The organism is Nonomuraea sp. K271, from assembly GCF_009908215.1.
GTDB classification, from domain to species: Bacteria; Actinomycetota; Actinomycetes; order Streptosporangiales; family Streptosporangiaceae; genus Nonomuraea; species Nonomuraea longispora.
The window spans coordinates 1-19259 of sequence record NZ_JAAAHR010000176.1 but is presented as its reverse complement, the minus strand read 5'-3'; the positions used below and the strand labels follow the sequence as shown (position 1 = coordinate 19259).

General features: G+C 71.2%; 17 protein-coding genes. 10 read left to right on the top strand and 7 right to left on the bottom strand.

Annotation, left to right across the window (positions count from 1 at the left end):
* Positions 1 to 587: MFS transporter (locus GUY59_RS39100; RefSeq protein ID WP_161714931.1), on the bottom strand; the 587-nt coding region annotated here is incomplete at its 3' end.
* Positions 588 to 677: 90 nt separating this feature from the next.
* Between GUY59_RS39100 and GUY59_RS39095 the strand changes: the two genes are divergently transcribed.
* From GUY59_RS39095 to GUY59_RS39065, 7 genes are all read left to right on the top strand, one after another.
* Entirely contained in the window at positions 678 to 1580 is a 903-nt protein-coding gene (locus GUY59_RS39095; RefSeq protein WP_138206613.1) for a LysR family transcriptional regulator, read from the top strand.
* A gap of 17 nt (positions 1581 to 1597) precedes the next feature.
* Positions 1598 to 1912 carry an acylphosphatase gene (locus tag GUY59_RS39090; RefSeq protein WP_138206611.1) on the top strand — a complete coding sequence of 105 codons (315 nt, stop codon included), beginning with the start codon at positions 1598 to 1600 and terminating at the stop codon, positions 1910 to 1912.
* A gap of 190 nt (positions 1913 to 2102) precedes the next feature.
* The gene (locus GUY59_RS39085) at positions 2103 to 2297 is read left to right on the top strand and encodes a hypothetical protein (RefSeq protein ID WP_090938435.1); all 195 of its coding nucleotides are present in this window, start codon (positions 2103 to 2105) and stop codon (positions 2295 to 2297) included.
* A 174-nt stretch (positions 2298 to 2471) separates the two neighbouring features.
* The gene (gene smc, locus GUY59_RS39080; protein WP_138206609.1) at positions 2472 to 6164 is read left to right on the top strand and encodes a chromosome segregation protein SMC; all 3693 of its coding nucleotides are present in this window, start codon (positions 2472 to 2474) and stop codon (positions 6162 to 6164) included.
* A gap of 53 nt (positions 6165 to 6217) precedes the next feature.
* Positions 6218 to 7390 (top strand): signal recognition particle-docking protein FtsY, encoded by a 1173-nt coding sequence (gene ftsY, locus GUY59_RS39075; RefSeq protein ID WP_138206607.1) that lies wholly within the window; start codon positions 6218 to 6220, stop codon positions 7388 to 7390.
* 287 nt (positions 7391 to 7677) lie between these two features.
* Entirely contained in the window at positions 7678 to 9342 is a 1665-nt protein-coding gene (locus GUY59_RS39070; RefSeq protein WP_236667925.1) for a tetratricopeptide repeat protein, read from the top strand.
* A 4-nt stretch (positions 9343 to 9346) separates the two neighbouring features.
* Complete coding sequence (locus tag GUY59_RS39065; protein ID WP_138206603.1) at positions 9347 to 10615, top strand: MFS transporter; 1269 nt, start codon at positions 9347 to 9349, stop codon at positions 10613 to 10615.
* Here GUY59_RS39065 and GUY59_RS39060 read toward each other — a convergent pair.
* Genes GUY59_RS39060 through GUY59_RS39050 form a run of 3 tightly spaced genes read right to left on the bottom strand, consistent with a single transcriptional unit; the run spans position 10536 to position 13410 of the window.
* A complete protein-coding gene (locus GUY59_RS39060; RefSeq protein WP_171055567.1) occupies positions 10536 to 11339 on the bottom strand; it encodes an ABC transporter ATP-binding protein in 804 nt (267 codons plus the stop codon). The two genes, GUY59_RS39065 and GUY59_RS39060, sit on opposite strands and share 80 nt — an antisense overlap.
* Positions 11336 to 12379, bottom strand: coding sequence for a FecCD family ABC transporter permease (locus tag GUY59_RS39055; protein ID WP_252375166.1), 1044 nt, complete (start codon positions 12377 to 12379; stop codon positions 11336 to 11338). Before GUY59_RS39055 ends, GUY59_RS39060 begins: the two co-directional genes overlap by 4 nt.
* Positions 12376 to 13410: a FecCD family ABC transporter permease gene (locus tag GUY59_RS39050; protein ID WP_138206601.1), complete on the bottom strand. Its 1035-nt coding sequence runs from the start codon at positions 13408 to 13410 to the stop codon at positions 12376 to 12378. The genes GUY59_RS39055 and GUY59_RS39050 overlap by 4 nt, the downstream gene beginning before the upstream one ends.
* Before the next feature lie 100 nt (positions 13411 to 13510).
* On the opposite strand from GUY59_RS39050, the gene GUY59_RS39045 reads away from it, so the two are divergent.
* A complete protein-coding gene (locus GUY59_RS39045) occupies positions 13511 to 14473 on the top strand; it encodes an ABC transporter substrate-binding protein (RefSeq protein ID WP_138206599.1) in 963 nt (320 codons plus the stop codon).
* Positions 14474 to 15009: 536 nt separating this feature from the next.
* The gene (locus GUY59_RS39040; protein ID WP_138206597.1) at positions 15010 to 15597 is read left to right on the top strand and encodes a sigma-70 family RNA polymerase sigma factor; all 588 of its coding nucleotides are present in this window, start codon (positions 15010 to 15012) and stop codon (positions 15595 to 15597) included.
* Between the two features lie 26 nt (positions 15598 to 15623).
* Here GUY59_RS39040 and GUY59_RS39035 read toward each other — a convergent pair whose 3' ends face one another.
* From GUY59_RS39035 to GUY59_RS39025, 3 genes are all read right to left on the bottom strand, one after another.
* On the bottom strand, positions 15624 to 16811 hold the full coding sequence (locus GUY59_RS39035) for a serine hydrolase domain-containing protein (RefSeq protein ID WP_138206595.1): 1188 nt from the start codon (positions 16809 to 16811) through the stop codon (positions 15624 to 15626).
* A gap of 149 nt (positions 16812 to 16960) precedes the next feature.
* Positions 16961 to 17869 carry a sensor histidine kinase gene (locus GUY59_RS39030; protein WP_289514326.1) on the bottom strand — a complete coding sequence of 303 codons (909 nt, stop codon included), beginning with the start codon at positions 17867 to 17869 and terminating at the stop codon, positions 16961 to 16963.
* 69 nt (positions 17870 to 17938) lie between these two features.
* Positions 17939 to 18778, bottom strand: a complete 840-nt coding sequence (locus GUY59_RS39025; RefSeq protein WP_138206591.1) for a DMT family transporter — start codon at positions 18776 to 18778, stop codon at positions 17939 to 17941.
* 90 nt (positions 18779 to 18868) lie between these two features.
* On the opposite strand from GUY59_RS39025, the gene GUY59_RS39020 reads away from it, so the two are divergent.
* The coding region (locus tag GUY59_RS39020) for a helix-turn-helix domain-containing protein (protein ID WP_161714929.1) at positions 18869 to 19259 on the top strand (391 nt) is incomplete at its 3' end.

The following is a 19259-nucleotide window of genomic DNA, read 5'->3' as shown; positions in this document are numbered from 1 at the left end:
TCGCCGGGGAGCGGCGGCAGGGTGGCGGCAAGTACGGCGAGCAGCACGAGTGCCAGCGCCCCCATGGCGAGGAACGCGCTGCGCCACCCCGCGAACGACGCCACGAACGTGGCCGCGGGCACCCCCAGCACCGACGCCACCGACACGCCGGACAAGATGACCGACGTGGCGCGTCCGACCGACCGGCCGGGCACCAGCCGCGGCGCCAGCCCGGCCGCGAACGCCCAGAAGCCGCCGATGCTCACCCCGGTCAGCACCCGGGCGGCCATCATCACGGGATGGCTCTGGGCGAGCGCGCCCGCCAGGTTCGCCACCGCCAGCAACGCCATCAGCCCGAGCAATGTGAACCGCCGGTCGAGGCGGCGGGTGGTCACCGCCGTCAGCGGCGCGGAGAGCGCCGCGACGAGCCCCGGCGCCGTCATCATCAGCCCGGCGGTGCCGTCGGAGACGCGCAGGTCGGAGGAGATCGAGGTCAGCAGCCCGACGGGCAGCATCTCGCTGGTCACGATGGTGAAAGTGCCGACCGCGACCGAGATCACGGCGGGCCAGCGCGCCTGGGTGGCGGCGCGTACATCGGTCAACGTCATGGCCTTCAGCCTTCTCGCGCCCGTGGGAGGGAACAATGGCGAAGGTCGAAAGCTTGCTTTAGGCAGGCTAAGCGATCGGCGGAGGTGGGGATGGACTTCAGGGAGCTGGAGTGCTTCGTGGCGCTCAGCGAGGAGCTGCACTTCGCGCGTACGGCCGAGCGCCTCTACCTGTCGCCGGGCCGGGTGAGCCAGCTCATGCGCTCGCTGGAGGCCAGGATCGGGGGCCGGCTCTTCCACCGGACCAGCAGGCGGGTGCGGCTGACGCCGCTCGGGGAACGGTTCCTGGCCGATCTGAGGCCGGCCTACGAAGGGCTGGGCGCGGCCGTGAGCCGGGCCAAGGCGGCCGCGCGCGAGGTGACGGGCGTGCTCAGGGTAGGGTTCCTGGCCACGCCCACGGACGTCGTCACGGGGAGCGTACGCGCCTTCGAGAGCCGCTACCCCGGGTGCGAGGTCGAGCTGGTGGAGATCCCGATGTCCGACCCGTTCGGCAGGTTGCGGGCCGGACAGGTGGACGTCGCGTTCACGCTGCTGCCCGTCGACGAGCCCGACCTGGCGACGGGCGAGGGCCTGAACCGGGTGTCATACGAGCTGGGCGTCTCCACCCGGCATCCTCTGGCCGGCCGGGCGGGCATCGGCGCGGAGGAACTGGCGGGCCTGCCCCTGATCGGCCTGGACGGCCCCGCGCCCCGCGCCTGGCGGGAACGCGCGGCGCCGTCCGCGACCCCTTCGGGACGCCCGATCCCCCTGGCGGGTACGGTGACCACGAGCCAGGAGGGCCTGACCCAGGTGGCGCTCGGCCGGGGCGGCATGTTGTTCTGCGCCCCCACGGCGGCCCACCACAGGCGCCCTGACGTGAGCTTCGTCCCCGTCACCGGCCTGCCTCCTTCGATCCTCGGGCTGGCCTGGGTGCGGGCGGCCGAGACGGCGGCGATCCGGGCGTTCGGCGAGGCGGCGGCCCGGCACGCGCTCGGGTCGGAGGCCATGGTGGCGTGACACCCACGGGAGAACAGATGCCGCAGTACACGAAAAATACGGAAGGTTCGGAAAGTTGGGAAGCCGTCCGGATGACCGCCTGGGTGCGGGGGAGGGTCCAGGGTGTGGGGTTCCGCTGGTGGACCCGGGCCAGGGCGCTCGAGCTCGGACTGGCGGGATGGGCGCGCAACACCGAGGACGGCCGGGTGGAGGTGGTCGCCGAGGGGCCACGGTCGGCGTGCGTCAAGCTGCTGGAGCTGCTCAGAGGTTGCGACACGCCGGGGAGGGTCGATGGAGTAGCGGAACGTTGGAGTGAACCGCGAGGTAGTTTGGGCGGTTTTGTGGAGCGATAGCGACTTCCCTTAAACCCCCCAAATGGGGTATAGTTGTATGTCGGGAGTGCCCATCAGTAGGGCTCAGCGGTTCGATCGACTTGACCGCCCACACTGCCGGTGCGACTCTTGTTAAGTACCACGCGCACCCCTCCCGCGGAATAGAAGTGCGCGAACCAGTCTGGTCACTCAGCGTGGAGGACCCTTTACCATGGCGAAGGCTCTACTCGGCCACGTCGGCGGTCCTGACCCTCGAATGGTCTCGGAAATGCGCCGCCTGCAGCAGCGTATCCGGGATCTGGAGGCAGAACTCATCCGACTTCAGGCCACGAATGACGCTCTTGCGGCGCAAACCCGCGACGAAGCGCTAAGTCGCATGCAAGAGCGCGAGCCGGCACTCACCTGAGAGTGATCGGAGCGCAAGACCCAGGGACGTCTCGAAGAGGCGTCCCTTGTTATTTTCTCCTGTTCGGAAAGCTTCCTTTGCCCAGGTCGCGCCGGTTCCGACGGCATGCGCCCGCGACGGGCATCAGGGACCAGTAGTCTTTTCCGAAGTCGTCTAGGGAGAAGGGGGTCGCGCTTGTATTTGAAGACCCTCACCCTGCGTGGTTTCAAGTCCTTCGCCTCCGCGACCGCCCTGCGGTTCGAGCCCGGCATCACCTGCGTCGTCGGCCCCAACGGCTCGGGCAAGTCCAACGTCGTCGACGCCCTGGCCTGGGTCATGGGCGAGCACAGCGCCAAGTCGCTGCGCGGCGGCAAGATGGAGGACGTCATCTTCGCCGGCACCTCCTCCAGGCCCCCGCTCGGGCGCGCCGAGGTGACCCTGACCATCGACAACAGCGACGGCGCGCTGCCGATCGACTACACCGAGGTCACGATCAGCCGGCTGATGTTCCGGTCGGGGCAGAGCGAATACGCGATCAACGGCGACACCTGCCGCCTGCTCGACATCCAGGAACTGCTGTCCGACTCGGGCATCGGCCGCGAGATGCACGTCATCGTCGGGCAGGGCCAGCTCGACGCCGTGCTGCACGCGGGGCCCGAGGACCGGAGGGCGTTCATCGAAGAGGCCGCGGGCGTGCTCAAGCACCGCAAGCGCAAGGAAAAGGCGCTGCGCAAGCTCGACGCCATGCAGGCCAACCTGACCCGCGTGCAGGACCTCACCACGGAGCTGCGCCGTCAGCTCAAACCGCTGGGCCGCCAGGCCGAGATCGCCCGCAAGGCCGCCGTCATCCAGGCCGACCTGCGTGACGCCAGGCTCAGGCTGCTGGCCGACGACGTGGCCACGCTGCGCGTCACCCTGGAGCGCGAGGCCGCCGACGAGGCCGCGATCACGGCCAGGCGCAACCAGGTCGAGGCCGAGCTGGCGGAGGGCCAGCAGCGCGAGTCCGCGCTGGAGGCCGCCGAGGCCGAGGCCCAGCCCAGGCTGGCCGCCGCCCAGGAGACCTACTTCAGGCTCTCGTCCCTGCGCGAGCGCGTGACGGGCCTCGAACAACTCGCCGCCGAACGCCACCGGCACGCTCTCGACGCCGCCGCCATCGAGCGCAGGGGCCGCGACCCGGAGGAGCTGGAGCGCGAGGCGGCCGAGGTCCGCGAGCGGGAGCTGATACTCAAGGCCGAGCTCGACCACGCGCACGAGCTCCTGGAGGAGGCCGTCCAGCGGCGCTCCGAGGCCGAGGCCGAGCTGAACGCCGAGGAGCAGCGGCTCGCGATGGTCGCCAGAGCCGCCGCCGACCGCCGCGAAGGGCTGGCCAAGCTGCGCGGCCAGGTCGATTCCGTACGCAGCAGGGCCAGGGCCGCCGAGGAGGAGATCGGCAGGCTCCAGGCGGCGGTGGCCGACGCGAGCGAGCGCGAACGCCAGGCCGTGGAGGATCTGGAGGCGCGACGGCTGGAGGAGCCCGCCGCCGACCCCGCACTGGCCGAGGAGCTGGCCACGGCGCAGGCCATGGTCGAGGAGGTCGCGGCGGTCGCCGACGAGGCGCGATCGGCCGCGGAGGAGGCCAGGTCCTGCCTCGACGCGCCGCGGGCCGCCCTCCAGGCGGCGAAGACGGCGATGACCGCGGCGCGCGCCGCCGACCAGGAGGCCCAGCGCGCGGTGGCAGCGCTGACCGCCCGCCGTGAGGCTCTGGAGCTGGGGCTGGCCAGGGGCGACGGCGGCCCGGCCCTGCTGGACGCCGGCCTGGAAGGGGTGCTCGGCCCGCTGGCGGCCGCCATGCAGGTCACTCCGGGGGCGGAGCCGGCCGTGGCAGCCGTGCTCGGTCCGATCGCCGAGGCGATCACCGTCAGGTCCCTCGACACGGCCGTCGAGGCCATCGACCTGCTCCGCGCCCAGGACATGGGCCAGGCCACCCTCCTGGTCGCCGACCGGCCCGCGGAGGAGGCGGGAGCGGCGCCGCGGGAGCGTGGGAGCGCCCCCGACGGCAGCCGCTGGGCGGCAGACCTCGTCACCGTGCCCGGCCATCTCCGGCCCGCCCTCGACCACGTGCTGGCCGACGTGGCGGTCGTCGACAACCTCAAAGCCGCGCGCGAGCTGGTCGAACGCCATCCCGGCCTGCGTGCCGTCACCACGGACGGCGACCTGGTCGGCGCTTACGTCGCGGACGGCGGGTCCGACGGCGGCACCTCCGTGCTCCAGGTGCGCGCGGCCCTCGACGAGGCGGTCGCGGACCTGGAGGAGGCCGGAGGCAGGGCGGAGGAGACCGCCCGCGTCCTGGACGAGGCGATCGCCCGGGAGCAGGCCGCCCAGACGGAACTGGAGGCCGCGCAGGCCCGCGTCACCGAGGCCCAGACCGCCGTCACGACCGCCCAGGCCGGTGTGAGCGCCGCGCAGGCCACGCTCGACCAGGTGAGGAGCCGCCAGCGCGAGGCCGACCAGCGCAACGCCGCGGCCGCCAGGCAGCTGGCCCAGCTGGAGGCCGCCGCCGGGGCGGCCCGCGCCGAGGCCGAGCGCCTGGCGAGGAGCGTCACCAAGGCGGAGGAGGCCCGCGCGGAGGGCCTGGAGGAGCTGGCCGAGCTGGAGATCCGGCTGGCCGAGGCCGAATACGCCCAGGAGCTGGAGTCGGAGCCCACCACCGACGGCCGCGACGAGCTGGCGAGCGCCTGCGAGGTCGCGAGGCAGCGTGAGATGGACACCCGTCTGCAGGTGCGCACCGCCGAGGAGCGGGTCAAGGGCATCGAGGGCCGCGCCGACGGGCTGGTGCGGGCCGCTCAGCGCGAGCGCCAGGAACGCGCCCAGGCGGCCGCCCAGCGCGCCAGGCGCAGGCGGCAGGCCGCCGTGGCCGAGGCCGTCAGCAAGGGCGCCAAGCGGGTGCTCGGGGCGCTGACGACCTCCGTCCAGCTCGCCGCCAAGGAACGCGACGAGGCCGACCTCACCAGGGTCGCCGTCGACGCCGAGCTCAAGCAGGTGCGCCTGCGCGTACGCGAGCTCGGCCAGGAGCTGGACAAACTGGTCAACCGGGTGCACGGCAGCGAGGTGGCCCGCACCGAGCAGCGCCTGCGGCTGGAACAGATGGAGCAGCGGGCGCTGGAGGAGTACGGCGTCGAGATCGAGTCCCTGATCTCCGAGTACGGCCCCGACGCCCCGGTGCCCGGCGACCCGCCCGTGCCGTACGTACGCGAGGAGCAGGAGAAGCGAGCCAGGGCGGCCGAGCGGCAGATGAACCAGCTCGGCAAGGTCAACCCGCTGGCGCTGGAGGAGTTCGCGGCGCTGGAGGAGCGCCACGCGTTCCTCACCTCGCAGCTCGAAGACCTCAAGAAGACCCGGCGCGACCTGCTGACCGTGGTCAAGGAGGTCGACGACCGGGTCGAGCAGATGTTCGCCTCGGCCTACGACGACGTGGCGAGGGAGTTCGAGCAGATCTTCACCAGGGTCTTCCCCGGGGGCGAGGGCCGGCTGGTGCTCACCGAACCGGCCGACATGCTGACCACCGGCATCGAGGTCGAGGCGAGGCCGCCGGGCAAGAAGGTCAAGCGGCTGTCGCTGCTGTCGGGCGGGGAGCGCTCGCTGACGGCGGTGGCGTTCCTGATCTCCATCTTCAAGGCGCGGCCGTCGCCGTTCTACGTGATGGACGAGGTCGAGGCCGCGCTCGACGACACCAACACGCAGCGCCTGCTGAGGTTGTTCGAGGAGTTGCGGCAGAGCTCGCAGCTGATCGTGATCACGCACAACAAGCGCACGATGGAGATCGCCGACGCCCTCTACGGCGTGTCGATGCGCGGCGACGGCGTCACACAGGTGGTCAGCCAGCGGCTCAGAGAACGCGAGTCTGCCTGATAGGTGTGGCCTTGGGCATGACCATGGCGGTCGATCTGGAAAACTGACATCTTGTGGATGGTTACCTCGGCGTCATCGTGATCGTGGCCGTCGTCGCCCTGCTGGCGGCCGGCGGTCTGTTCCTGCTCTTCCGGCCCGGCCGAAAAGCGCCGCCGCCGGTCAAGCCGCCCGAGACCCCGGTGCTTCCCGAGGAGAAGCGGCCGGCGGGAACGGGCGCGGAGGACGAGGGCGCGACCACCACGCTGCCGCCTCCGGCCAAGCCGGCCGAGCCGGTCGTGGTGGAGCCCGAGGTGGAGGTGCCGCCGCCGTCCGCGGGCCGGATGGTGCGGCTGCGTTCGCGGCTCGCGCGCTCGCAGAGCGCCCTCGGCCGCGGGCTGCTGGAGCTGCTCTCCCGTGACCGGCTCGACGACGACGTGTGGGACGAGATCGAAGAGAGCCTGATCACCGCCGACGTGGGCGTCGCGCCGACTCAGGTCATGGTCGAGGAGCTGCGTACCAAGGTCAAGGTGCTGGGCAGCCGCACGCCCGACGAGGTTCGCGGCCTGCTGCGCGAGCAGTTGCTCGCGCAGGTCGGCCCAGGTCTCGACCGCACGCTGCACGTGCGCAAGCACGGCGAACGGCCCGCGGTGGTGCTGGTCGTGGGCGTCAACGGCACCGGCAAGACCACCACCACGGGCAAGCTCGCACGCTCCCTCGTCGGCGACGGCAAGAAGGTGGTGCTCGGCGCGGCCGACACCTTCCGCGCGGCCGCCGCCGATCAGCTCCAGACCTGGGGCGAGCGGGTCGGCGCCGACACGGTGCGCGGTCCCGAGGGCGGTGACCCGGCCTCCGTGGCCTTCGACGCGGTCGCCAAGGGCACGGAGGAGAAGGTCGACGTCGTGATCGTCGACACCGCGGGCCGTCTGCACACCAAGACCGGCCTCATGGACGAGCTGGGCAAGGTCAAGCGGGTCATCGAGAAGAAGGCCACGGTCGACGAGGTGCTGCTCGTGCTCGACGCCACCACCGGCCAGAACGGCATGCGTCAGGCGCAGGTGTTCGCCGAGGTGGTCAACATCACCGGCATCGCGCTGACCAAGCTCGACGGCACCGCCAAGGGCGGCATCGTGATCTCGGTGCAGCGGGAGCTGGGGGTTCCGGTCAAGCTCGTGGGGCTGGGCGAGGGGCCCGACGATCTGGCGCCGTTCGATCCCGAAGTCTTCGTGGACGCAATTCTCGGCGACTGAGGACAATTTCCGGCATGCCCGTAATCGTTGCTGAAATACGCCTTACCAGATAAGCATTGATCGATGTCTTTTTCATGTGCTGACATGTATCGGTCACCAACCTGAGTGCTCGGTTGCATTCGACGACGAAAGGGCAGCCATGAAGAAGATCATTGTTCACCGGCCCGGCACCGTGAAGCCGACCGCCGCGGCAGCGCCGAGGCACGGCACCTGACGTACTCGGCCGGCGTCTGTTGATGGGCGCCGGCCATTGCCTGCCACGGAAATGGGGTCGTGTGGACACGATCATGCTGAACGCGGACCGCCGCCTCGGCGGCCCCTACACGCTCGCCGCCGGGCTGCTCGGCCATCTGGTCCCGGCCGCGCTGGAACGGCACCCCGAGCTGGCCGCAGCCCACGACATCGAGATCCGCACGGCCGCGCCGAAACTCCGCGACGTCGTCCCCGCGCGCAGGCGCTCGCTGGCCGACGACCTGCCCCGGGCGCAGCGCATTCTCATTCCCGCCGCCCGGCGCAGCCTCAGGATCGCCAACGGGCTGGCCGAGTTCGTCCGCGACCACCTCGACCGTGCGCGCCCCCTCACCGTGACCGTGGCGAACCTCGACGCCGCCGACCACACCGACGCCGAGTTCGTCGCCGTGCTGCGGCGCCGCGTCGACCCCGCTCTGCTGCGGATCGAGGAAGGCCCTAGGGTGCCGTCGGCCGGGGTGCGACCGGTCGACTTCGACCGCTACCGCGACGAGGGTTTCCACCATGCGATGGCCGAGTCGGGCCTGGAGGCGCTGTGCGGCATGGCGTACGGCGCCGACCCGGAGCGGTGGCGGCAGCTCCTGCAGCGCGTCGCCGCCTCGCTGGAGGCCATCGAGCGCGAGGACGAGGCCCGCGAGCTCTACGACCGTGCCAGGCGCGAGAGCACCGACCCCAAACACCGCGCCACCGTCGCCTACGCCACCGCCATGATCCTCGTACGTCACCACGACCCCGCGCGACGCGACCCCGAGCAGGCGCTGGCCTGGGTCAACGAGGCCATCACGATCACGTCTTTGCTGCCCGACCGCAGGGAGCGGGCCTTCCACCTCGGGTTCGACCTCAACGGCAAGGCCCTGGTCGAGGTGCGCAGGGGCCGGCCGGCCGCCGCGATGGAGCTGGTGCAGCAGGCCATCGACCTGGCCGAGGCCGACCTGCCGGGCGAGCACCCCATCCACAAGCTCGTGCTCCACGCCAACAGGGGTCAGCTGCTCGCCATGACGGGCCGCGCGGAGGAGGCGCTGGCCGACTACACGCGCGCGGTGGAGGCCGACCCCGGCTACCCCGACTACTACCTCGACCGGGGAAACCTGCTGCACAAGCTGGGCCGCGACGAGGAGGCGCTGGCCGACTACGAGGCCGTCATGCGTGTCAGCCCGCCCTTCCCCGAGGCGTACTACAACCGGTCCGAGCTGCGCTACGCGGCGGGCGACGTCGCCGGCGCCCGCGCCGACCTGGACCACACGCTGGAGCTGGACCCCGAGTTCGCGCCCGCGTACGTGAACAGGTCAGGACTGAGCGCGGCGGCCGGCGCGTACGCCGAGGCGCGGCAGGACGTCGAGCGAGGGCTGCGGCTCGCGCCGCGAGATCCGCACCTGATGTGCGTGCTCGGCCAGGTCGAGCTGGCAGAAAGGCGCCACCAGGAGGCGCGGTCCGCCTTCGACCGGGCCCTGGAGCTCGACCCCGACCTGGTGGCGGCCTGGGCCGGGCGGGCCGAGCTGGCCTTCGACCTCGGTGACCACGGCGCGGCCCTTGCCGACCTGACCAGCGCGCTCAAGCGGGAGGAGACGGCCGAGCTGCTGTTCAACCGGGCGGTGGTGCACCGGGCCGCGGGACGCCCGGACAACGCCCGCGACGATCTGCTCAGGGCCGCGGTCCTGGCGCCCGGCGACAGCGACATCGGGCAGGCTCTCACCGAGGTGTGATCCCATGGGACGGCGCTACTGGCTCCTGCTCAGCGCTTTCCTCGCCTCCTCGCTCGGCACCTGGATCTACCGGCTGGCCCTCCCGCTCCTGGTCTATGACCTGACCGGCTCCGCCCTCGGCACCGGGCTCGTGTACGCCATGGAATACCTCCCGTACGTCGCGCTCGGCATGCTCGGCGGGGTGCTCGCGGACCGGGTCGACCGGCGGCGGCTGCTCGTGCTCGGCGACCTGGCCTCCGCCGCGGTCACCGTACTGCTCGCGGTCATCGTGACGGCCGGCGTACGCCAGCTCTGGCCGATCTACGCGCTGGCGTTCCTGCTGGCCTGCGTCGATCCCCTCTACCAGCCCGCGTTCCGCTCGATCGTGCCCTCGCTGGTTCCGGTGGAGCGGCTGCCGCAGGCCAACGCGCGGATCCACATGGGCGAGCACGCGGTGAACATGATCGGCCCCGTGGCCGGCGGCGCGTTCGTCGTGGGCCTCGGCCATCAGGCCGCCATCTACGTGGACGCGGGCACGTTCCTGCTGTCGGCGCTGCTGATCCTGCCCGTCAGGGTGGCACGGGGCGTGGTGACGAGCCGCGCCACCCTGATGGGCCGCTCGATGCTCGCGGACATGCAGGAGGGCATCGGCTTCCTGTTCCGCGGCGACAAGGTGGTGCTCACCACCGCGCTCGCGACCGCGGCGTGCAACTTCGCGGTCTGGCTGCTGCTGGCGGGGCTCGTCTACTACCTCAGCTCCTATCACGGGTTCACCGCGGAGGAGATCGGCGTCGTCTACGCCTTCCAGGGGGCGGGCGCGGTGCTCGGGGCGGTGCTCGGCAGCCGGTTGCTGCGCAGGTGTCCGCCGGGGCCGGTGATCTGCTGGGCCGTCGTCGCGGGCGGTCTGTCGATGCTGGCCATGATCGTCGCCCGCGGCCCCGTGCTGATCGGGCTCGCCTGGATGGGGCAGTTCGCCGCCGCCGGTACGTCGATCGTGGCCGTCGCGACCGTGCGCCAGCTGCTCGTCCCCGACCATCTGCTGGGACGGGTGCTCGGCATGGCCAGGATGACCGCCTTCCTGTCCATCCCGCTCGCTTCGCTGGCCACGGGCGTGTTCGAGCAGGAGGCGCGCAACGCGTACGCGCTGATGGTGGCCGCGGGGGTCGGCTGGCTGGCCATCGCCGCCGTCATGGCGAACACGCCGCTCGGCCGGCTCAGGCTGCCGGCCCTGCGGGACGCGTACGGGGGCCGATCGGCACCACCAGGGGAGTGCCGGCCACCGGATCCTCGATGACCTTGGCGTCCAGTTCGAACACCTCGCCCAGCAGTTCCTCGGTCAGCACCTCGTGCGGGGTGCCCGAGGAGATCACCCGCCCGCCGCGCATGGCCACCAGCCGGTCGGCGTAGCGTGCGGCCAGGTTGAGGTCGTGCAGGACCATGACGACCGTGCGCCCGGCCTGCCGGTGCAGGTGGCGTACGAGCTCCAGGACCTCGACCTGGTGGGCGAGGTCGAGGAAGGTCGTGGGCTCGTCGAGCAGGAGCAGGTCGGTGCCCTGGGCCAGGGCCATGGAGATCCACGCTCGCTGCCGCTGCCCGCCCGACAGCTCGTCCAGGGGCCGTTCGGCCAGGTCGGCGAGGCCCGTCATGTCGAGCGCCTCGGTGACGGCGCCCTCGTCGTCGGAGGACCACTGGCGATACCACGTCTGGTGGGGATGCCGGCCCCTCGCCACGAGGTCGGCCACGGTCAGCCCCTCGGGTGCGATGGGCGCCTGCGGGAGCACGCCGAGGATCCTGGCGACCTCGCGGGTGGGAATCTTGTCGATGCGTTTGCCGTCGAGCAGCACCTCGCCGCCCTGCGGCTTGAGCAGGCGGCCGAGCGCGCGCAGCAGGGTGGACTTGCCGCAGCCGTTGGGGCCGATGATGGTGGTCGCGGTGCCCGCCTCGATACCGAGGTCGAGCCCGTCGACGACGATGCGCTCGCCGTACCCGAGCTTGACGCCGGCGGCCTGCAGTCTCACTTGCGTGACCTCCAGATCAGGTGGATCAGGTAGGGCGCGCCCAGGACGGCGGTGACGATGCCGACGGGCAGTTCGAGCGGGGAGAACGCGGTGCGGGCGATCAGATCGGCGCCCGTGGTGAGCACGCCGCCGATCACCGCCGAGCACAGCAGCGGCGGCCGGCCCGCCCGGACGAGCCTGAGCGCGATCTGGGGCGAGGCGAGCGCCACGAAGGCGATCGGGCCGGCCGACGCGGTGGCCACGGCGGCCAGCAGCACGGCGGCGAGGATCAGCAGGGCGCGGGCCGGATTCATGCGCACGCCGAGGGCGGTGACCGTCTCGTCGCCGAAGCGCAGGGCGTCGAGGGAGCGGGTGCCGAGCAGCGTCAGCGGCACCAGGACGGCCAGTGCCAGCGCCGTGGGCGTCACGTGCTCCCATCCGCGGCCGTTGAGCGAGCCGCTGATCCAGATCATGGCGCGGCTGGTGTCGTTGACGTCGCCGACCGTGAGCAGCCAGAACTTGACGTTGGTGAACACCGCGGCCACGCCGATGCCGACCAGCACCAGGCGGTAGCCGTCGAGGCCGCGCCGCCACGCCAGGCCGTAGACGACGGCGGCGCCGAGCAGGCCGCCGAGCAGGGCGAGCGCGGGGATGCCGAGGGTGGACAGCAGGCCGCTGACGCCGCCGTAGACGCTGCCGCTGGCCACCACGCCGGCCACGACCGTGACGGAGGCGCCGGTGGTGACGCCGAGGATCTCCGGGCTGGCCAGCGGGTTGCGGGCGATGGACTGGATGATCGCCCCGGACAGCGCGAGCGCGGCGCCGACGAGGGCCCCGGTGAGTGCGCGGGGCAGGCGCAGCTCCATGATGACGAAGTGGCCGGCGCTGTCGGCGTCGAACGTGCCGGTGACCACGTCGGCGAGGCTCATCTCGAGGTCGCCGATGCGCATGTTGAGCGCCATGAGCAGGGCGAGCAGCACCAGCCCCGCCAGGGTGAGCACGACGGCGCGCGGGCGTACCTGCCAGGACAGGCCGCCGACGCGAAGGGGGAGCGTGGTCACAGGCGCACCGGCTTCCTGCGGCGTACGAGGGCGACGAAGAACGGCGCCCCGAGCAGGGCGAGTACCACGCCGACCTCCAGCTCTCCCGGCGGCGCCACCACGCGGCCCACCACGTCGGCGACCAGCAGCAGCGCCGCGCCGACGAGGCCGGAGTAGGGCAGCAGCCACCGGTGGTCGGTGCCCGACAGCGGGCGCGTCATGTGGGGCACGATGAGCCCCACGAACGCCAGGGAGCCGCAGGCGGCCACGGACGCGCCGGACAGCAGGGTGACGGCGGCGACGCCGACGGCGCGGGTCACGGGGATGTTCTGGCCGAGGCTCCTCGCGACGTCCTCGCCGAGCGAGAGGGCGTTGAGCCCGGGGGCGTTGACCGCGGCCAGCACGAGGCCCGCCAGGATGAACGGCAGCACCTGCCAGACGACGTCGGCGCCCCTGGCCGCGATCGAGCCCGCCTGCCAGAAACGGAAGACGTCCATGGCCTGCTCGTCGAGCAGCACGATGGCCGAGGTCAGCGCGTAGAGGAAGGCGCTGACGGCGGTGCCGGCGAGTGCCAGCGTGACCGGGGTGGGGCTGCCCTTGCCACCCGTCATGCCGAGCGCGAACACCGCGACGCTCGCCACCAGCGCCCCCGCCAGGCCGAACCAGATGTAACCGAGCAGGCTGGAGACCCCGAGCAGGATGATCGAGGACACCATCGCGAACGCCGCTCCCTGCGTCACCCCGAGCAGGCCGGGGTCGGCGAGGGGATTGCGCGTGTGGCCCTGCATGAGCGCGCCGGCCACGCCGAGCGCGACCCCCGCGAGCACGCCGAGGACCGTCCTCGGGACACGCAGCGCGCGGATGACGATGTCGTTCTCGGTGCCGGTGGGCGCGGTGAGCGCGTGCCAGGCGTCGGCGAGCGGCACGGACTTGGAACCGATGGTGACGCTCAGCACCACGGCGACGAGCACGGCGGCGAGCAGCGCGAACAGGACCGTGAGCCGCCGGTGACGGACGCCACGGATCCGGGGGGCGACGGCCGTTGCGCTCACCCGTGCCCTCCTCGATGTTCGCCGGGTCCCGGTGCAGTATGCCAGCTTAGGCTGGGCTAACCTTAATTAGGTTTGCCTTAGCTTGACCGAAAGGGTACTGATGAGACCGTTGCGCGTGCTGGTCTGCGCTGTCCTCGCCATAGGGCTGGCCGCCTGCGGTTCGGCCGAGCCCGCTGCCTCGCCGAGCGCTCCCTTCAGGACCGTCGAACACGTCATGGGCAAGACGGTGATCCCGGAGCAGCCGAAGCGGGTGGTGGCGCTCGACCAGAGCTTCGTCGACGCGGTGCTCACCCTGGAGACGCCGGTGGTGGGCTACACCACCTACCGCTCGATCGACACCGAGCTGCCCGGCTATCTCGGGGCCGTCGCCGAGCGGCACGGCAAGGAGGCCGCCCCGGTCGGGACGCTGGAGCAGCCGAGCCTGGAGAAGATCATCGTGCTCAAGCCCGACCTGATCGTCTCGGCCAAGGTCCGCCACGAGGCACTGTACGAGAAGCTCTCCAAGATCGCGCCCACCGTCTTCAGCGAGACCACCGGGGCCATCTGGAAGGACAACCTCCGGCTCATGGGCCGGGCCCTGGGCAAGGAGACGCTCGCCGACACCAGGATCAAGGAGTACGAGAAGCGCGCGGCCACGATCGGCGCGTCGATCAAGGGGAAGGAGGGCGAGCTGCCGACGATCTCGATCGTGCGCTTCGCCGGCGAGCCGACGACCCGGCTCTACGTGGAGAACTCCTACTCCGGCGTGGTCATGAAGGACGTCGGGTTCCCCCGGCCGCAGGACCAGCCGAACGCGCAGGACGCCATCGCCGTGGACGTCAGCCAGGAGCGGATCGCCGAGCTGGACGCCGACCAGATCTTCGTCGCGACCTATCCGGACCCGTCGTCCGACGAGCCCAAGGAGAAGTTCGTGAACAACCCGCTGTGGGGCAAGCTCAAGGGCGACAAACACGAGGTCAGCGACCTGACCTGGATGAGCGCCGTGGGCATCCAGGGGGCGCACGCGATGCTGGACGACGTGGCGAAGTTCTTCGCCGTCGATCCCGCGAGGTCCGCCTCCTGATGCCGTGTCCGGGAATGGCCGGCCGGGTCACCGGTGTTGTACGAGGCCGGCGTGCTCGCCGACGGCCCCGCTTACGGTCGCCGGCGCGGCCCGTGGACGAAGAAACCTCGATGTCCGCGTGAACTAGTACGCACATCGGCTCGTCTTTCAAGGGGAGGTTTACACCCCGGCCCGAGGGCAGCGGAAAGACGTGCAGATGTGTGTCGCGACGACGGTCGGCATCGACCGGGACAACGGCCTCAGCCGCTCAGCGGTGGGCGCCAGGGTCATGACGGTCGACGAGACTCATGCCTATACGCTATCCCCTGTGACTCTTGCCACTCTTACTGGAAAATGGGTGGGTAGTGTTATGATAATGAGACTTGTCCGGCCGTGGACGTGACGACGCACGCCGCGAGCAGATGGACGAAGACCCCTTCTGACCAAGGCGGAACCGCACTAACGCGCCCCTTACCTGGTGCTTGCGATGATGGAACCGCTGTCAGGCGGCTTGTGCCGAAACGGGGGATAGCGCAAGGGGGATTGATTTGATCACTATGACCGATGAGCAGCGTCAGGACTGGTTCGAACAGGATGTCGTGCCCGTGACGTCGCAGCTGTTCGCCTCCGCCATGCGCCTGACTCGCAACACCGCCGACGCGGAGGACCTGGTCCAGGAGACGGTGGCGAAGGCGTACACGTCCTACCACCAGTTCCGTGAGGGCACCAACCTCAAGGCGTGGTTGCACCGCATCCTGACCAACAACTTCATCAACGACTACCGCAAGAAGCAGCGCTCGCCCAAGCTGTCCGCGGCCGAGGACATCGAGGACTGGCAGTTGCACGCCGCCGAGTCCCACTCCTCGACCGGGCTGCGGTCCGCCGAGACCGAGGCGCTCGACCGGCTCCCCGACAACATCGTGATGAACGCCCTGCGCAGCCTGCCCGAGGACTTCCGTGTGGCCGTCTACCTGGCCGATGTCGAGGGCTTCGCGTACAAGGAGATCGCTGAGCGCATGGGCACGCCGATCGGCACCGTGATGTCCCGCCTCCACCGCGGCCGCCGCCAGCTGCGCGGCATGCTGGAGGAGTACGCCCGCGAAGAGGGCGCCGTACGCGTCCCCGCACAGAGCGCCGCCGCCTAGTCAGAGCCACGGCGCTGCTCTCGTAGTCACGTGGCGAAGGCCGCGAGCACGATGCCCATGCCGCGCTCGTTCTGGCTCACGGCCTTGGCGTCGGTGGAGTTGACCGCGTAGACGACCGTCCGGCTCAGGTCGCGGGTGGCGCCGATGGCGGCCGCGCTGCCGTACCGGGCACCGGTCTTGCCGTAGACCACGAGGCCGCCGGGCAGCTCCAACCTGGACATGCCCGAGGTGTGCATGGCGGGGTCGCCGGTGCCGTACGTGGGCACGCGCGGCACCGTGAACATGTGCTCGAGCTGCGCAGCCGGCACCACCTTGCCGCCGAACAGGGCCTTGACGAATGTCTCCAGATCGGTCGTGGTGGAGATCAGGTCGCCGGAGGCCCAGGTGTAGGTGGAAGTGGTCACGGTCATGTCCACGACATGGTGGCGGCCGTACCTGATGGCGTTCTTGAAGTCGTCCGGGACGAGCTGGTAGCCGTGGTTGTGCCGCCCTCGGATGCGGACGGAGTCGCCCGGCAGATAGCTGTCGCGCATGCCGAGAGGGGCGAAGATCCGGGTGGTCACCTCGCGCTCGTAGGAGCGGCCGGTCACCTTCTCGATGAGCAGGCCCGCGACGAACGTGTTCATGTCGACGTAGTGCTGCTGCGTGCCCGGGGCGAACTCCATCGGCTTCTTCACGGCCTCCCGGACATACTCCCGCGGCGTCCACTTCCTGAACCTGGTGGCGTAGACCTGCTTGAAGTCGGCGCTGATCTCGGGCGAGGGCAGCCCGCTGGTGTGGTTGAGCAGCTGCCCGACCTTGACGGCGGGGTACGCGCGCGGCAGCAGGCCGGGCAGTCGTCGCTGGACCGTGTCGTCCAGCGAGATCTTGCCCTCGGCGACGAGTTGCAGGACGACCGCGACCGTGAAGACCTTGGTCACGCTGCCCGCCCTGAACCGGGCACCCGCTTTCGCCGGGCGGTTGGTGCGCAGGTCGGTGACGCCCGTGAACCCGCGCCACGAGCCCTTGGCGCCGCCCACCCTGACCTCGGCCGCGGTGGCGTCGGAGGCGGGCAGCCCGGCGATGCTCCGCTTCAGGGCCGCCTGGTCGATCGGCGGCAGCTCGACCTGTGGCGCGACGGTGGACGGTGTCGTGCCGGCGGTCGCGGGCGCCGGGACGGCGGCGGAGAAGAGGGTGGCGAGGGTGAGAGCGGCGGCGACATGGGCGCGCTTCATGGCGGTGCCTCCAGGAGATGGGGATCTGCGGAACGTCCCCATCCTGTCGATCACAGTGGGCCGCCCGGATCGCCGTCACCGGGGATCTTCCGGCTCACTCCCGAGAGGGAGTTCCTCGCCCGGTCGAGTGACGCCGTGCCTGTCGGCTGCTACGGAGCGTGCGCCTGCGGCCCCATCGCGAGATGGAGACGGACGCGCAACAGGCCGTTCTCCGCGCGTAACTCGACGAGATCGCACAGTTGCCGGCTGATCCAGAGCCCGTATCCCCTGGAAGATCCGGGCTCCGGTGGTATGTAGCCGGGCAGGGGGTCGTGGAGCGCGCCCCCGGGGTCGGTGATCTCGCAGACGAGCTCCTCGCCCTCCACCCACAGCGTGATCGTGCCGTGGCCGGCGCCGTGCTCGATGCTGTTGGCCGCGATCTCCGACGCGCTGAGCACGAGTGACGTGACGAGGTCGTCGTCCATGCCGGCCGCCCTGGCGTACTCGCCGACGCTGCGGCGCAGCCGCTTCAGCTCGCGCGCGGTGAACTCGAACGTCTTCGCGTCGCCGCCGGGCTCGGGCAGGGGCGCGCGATCGGGGTCCAGCACCAGGTCGTGCGGCTCGACGAAGCGGGCGCAGGGAGCCTCGCCGCCGGGGCCGAGCAGCAGGGGATGGGTGAGGTGGGTGTGGCCGAGCACGCTCGCGGGCACGTGGCGGACGTCGTACAGGCACCACAGGATCGCCGGCCGCGCGTGGAGCGCGGCGTTGATCACGGATTCGTAGCGGATGAGCTCACTGACCCCGCGTTCGCTCCTGCCCTCCCAGACGGGCTCGCCCACGACGAACGTACGGCGGCCGCGCGTGTAGTCGTGCAGGGCGGCCAGGGTCCGGTAGGGGTGGACGTACCAGGACATGGAATCGCGGATGTCGACGCGCCCCGCGTCGCGGCCCAGGGCGTCGGCCAGCAGACGGAGCTTGGTCGGCCCGGTGATCACCAGGACCCGCCTGCCCGCGTCCAGCGCTGCGCGCACGCGCGGGACGGTGAGGCTCACGAAAGCCTCGTCCGAGCCGTACGGCACCGCGACGTGCCTCAACGACTCATCACCGGAACGTGCCCGATCAGGGCGCACGGGCGAAACGTAGCAAGGCTAGGGATGCTGTGCAACGGCTATCAGCGCCACCGCCCCGAGCGCGCAGGCCACGCCGGTCATCTGGACGGCCCGCAGTCGCTCGCCGAGCACGTGGCGGGCCAGCAGGAGGGTGCTGGCGGGGTAGAGCGAGACGAGCACGGCGACGAGACTGAGCAGGCCGTCCTGCTGGGCCAGCAGGAAGAGCACGTTCGCCGTCATGTCGAGCACGCCCGCGGCGACGATGATGTGCAGCGACCCCGGCCGGGGTCTGAGCGTCCGCCGGGTGACCAGGGCGAGCAGGGCCACCACGGTCACCGACGAGAGCCTGGCGCCGACCAGCGGCCACAGGCCGGACTCGTGGGAGGCCATGGAGAGCAGGATGAAGAAGCCGCCGAAGCCGGCGCCCGCGGCCAGCGCCGCCGCCACCGAGGCGAGGGAGCCGTGCCCGCCCCCCGAGCTGTCCTGGCTGACCAGCAGCACCGAGCCCAGCGCCAGCGCGACCCCCACCAGCGCCCAGAACGCCGGCCGCTCGCCGGTCGCGAGCCCGAACACCACGGGCAGCGCGGCCGAGGTGACCGCGGTCGTCGGCGCGACCACCGACATGACGCCCGTGGCCAGCGCCCGGTAGAACAGCACCAGCCCGGCCGCCCCCGACGTGCCCGCGGCCAGCCCCCATGACAGTGCCGTGTCGCTGAACGCGCCGGGCAGCAGCGGCAGCAGGGCCAGGATCAGCGCCAGGCCGGCGATCTGCGACAGCACGACGACCGAGAGCACCTGGGTTCGTTTGGTGGCCAGGCCGCCGAAGAAGTCGGCCGTGCCGTAGACCACCGCGCAGGCGGCCGCCAGGATCACCGTCATGTCGCACCCCGTCCAGTCCAACACACTGCACGCTTAGTACAACATATTAGGCACAACGCACTGCAATAAGTTTTCACTAAGCTGCACTCCATGGAGGACGCCGAGCTGATCACCCAGGCCATCGCCAACAACGTCCGGGCGCAGCGCTCCCACCGCGGGCTGACGCTCGACGCGCTGGCCGCCAGGTCGGGAGTGAGCAGGGGGATGCTGGTCCAGGTGGAGCAGGGCCGGACCAACCCGAGCGTCTCCACGCTCACCAGGATCGCCTCCGCCCTGGGCGTCACCGTGGCCAGACTCGTCGAGGTCGCCGACGTGCCCATGGTGCGCGTCATCGACAAGGCCGACGTCGTCACGTTCCGCCAGGGCGACGTGCAGGCCCGCCTGCTCGTGGGCGCGGACGTGCCGATGATCCTGGAGTTGTGGGACTGGCGGCTGGCCCCGGGCGAGCACCACGACGGCGACGCCCACCCGCCCGGCGCGG

Coding starts and splice junctions, on each gene's coding strand:
- GUY59_RS39095 (WP_138206613.1), top strand. CDS start 678: ATGGACTTCAGGGAGCTGGAGTGCTTCGTGGCGCTCAGCGAGGAGCTG.
- GUY59_RS39090 (WP_138206611.1), top strand. CDS start 1,598: ATGCCGCAGTACACGAAAAATACGGAAGGTTCGGAAAGTTGGGAAGCC.
- GUY59_RS39085 (WP_090938435.1), top strand. CDS start 2,103: ATGGCGAAGGCTCTACTCGGCCACGTCGGCGGTCCTGACCCTCGAATG.
- GUY59_RS39070 (WP_236667925.1), top strand. CDS start 7,678: ATGCTGAACGCGGACCGCCGCCTCGGCGGCCCCTACACGCTCGCCGCC.
- GUY59_RS39065 (WP_138206603.1), top strand. CDS start 9,347: ATGGGACGGCGCTACTGGCTCCTGCTCAGCGCTTTCCTCGCCTCCTCG.
- GUY59_RS39045 (WP_138206599.1), top strand. CDS start 13,511: ATGAGACCGTTGCGCGTGCTGGTCTGCGCTGTCCTCGCCATAGGGCTG.
- GUY59_RS39040 (WP_138206597.1), top strand. CDS start 15,010: ATGACCGATGAGCAGCGTCAGGACTGGTTCGAACAGGATGTCGTGCCC.
- GUY59_RS39035 (WP_138206595.1), bottom strand. CDS start 16,811: ATGAAGCGCGCCCATGTCGCCGCCGCTCTCACCCTCGCCACCCTCTTC.
- GUY59_RS39025 (WP_138206591.1), bottom strand. CDS start 18,778: ATGACGGTGATCCTGGCGGCCGCCTGCGCGGTGGTCTACGGCACGGCC.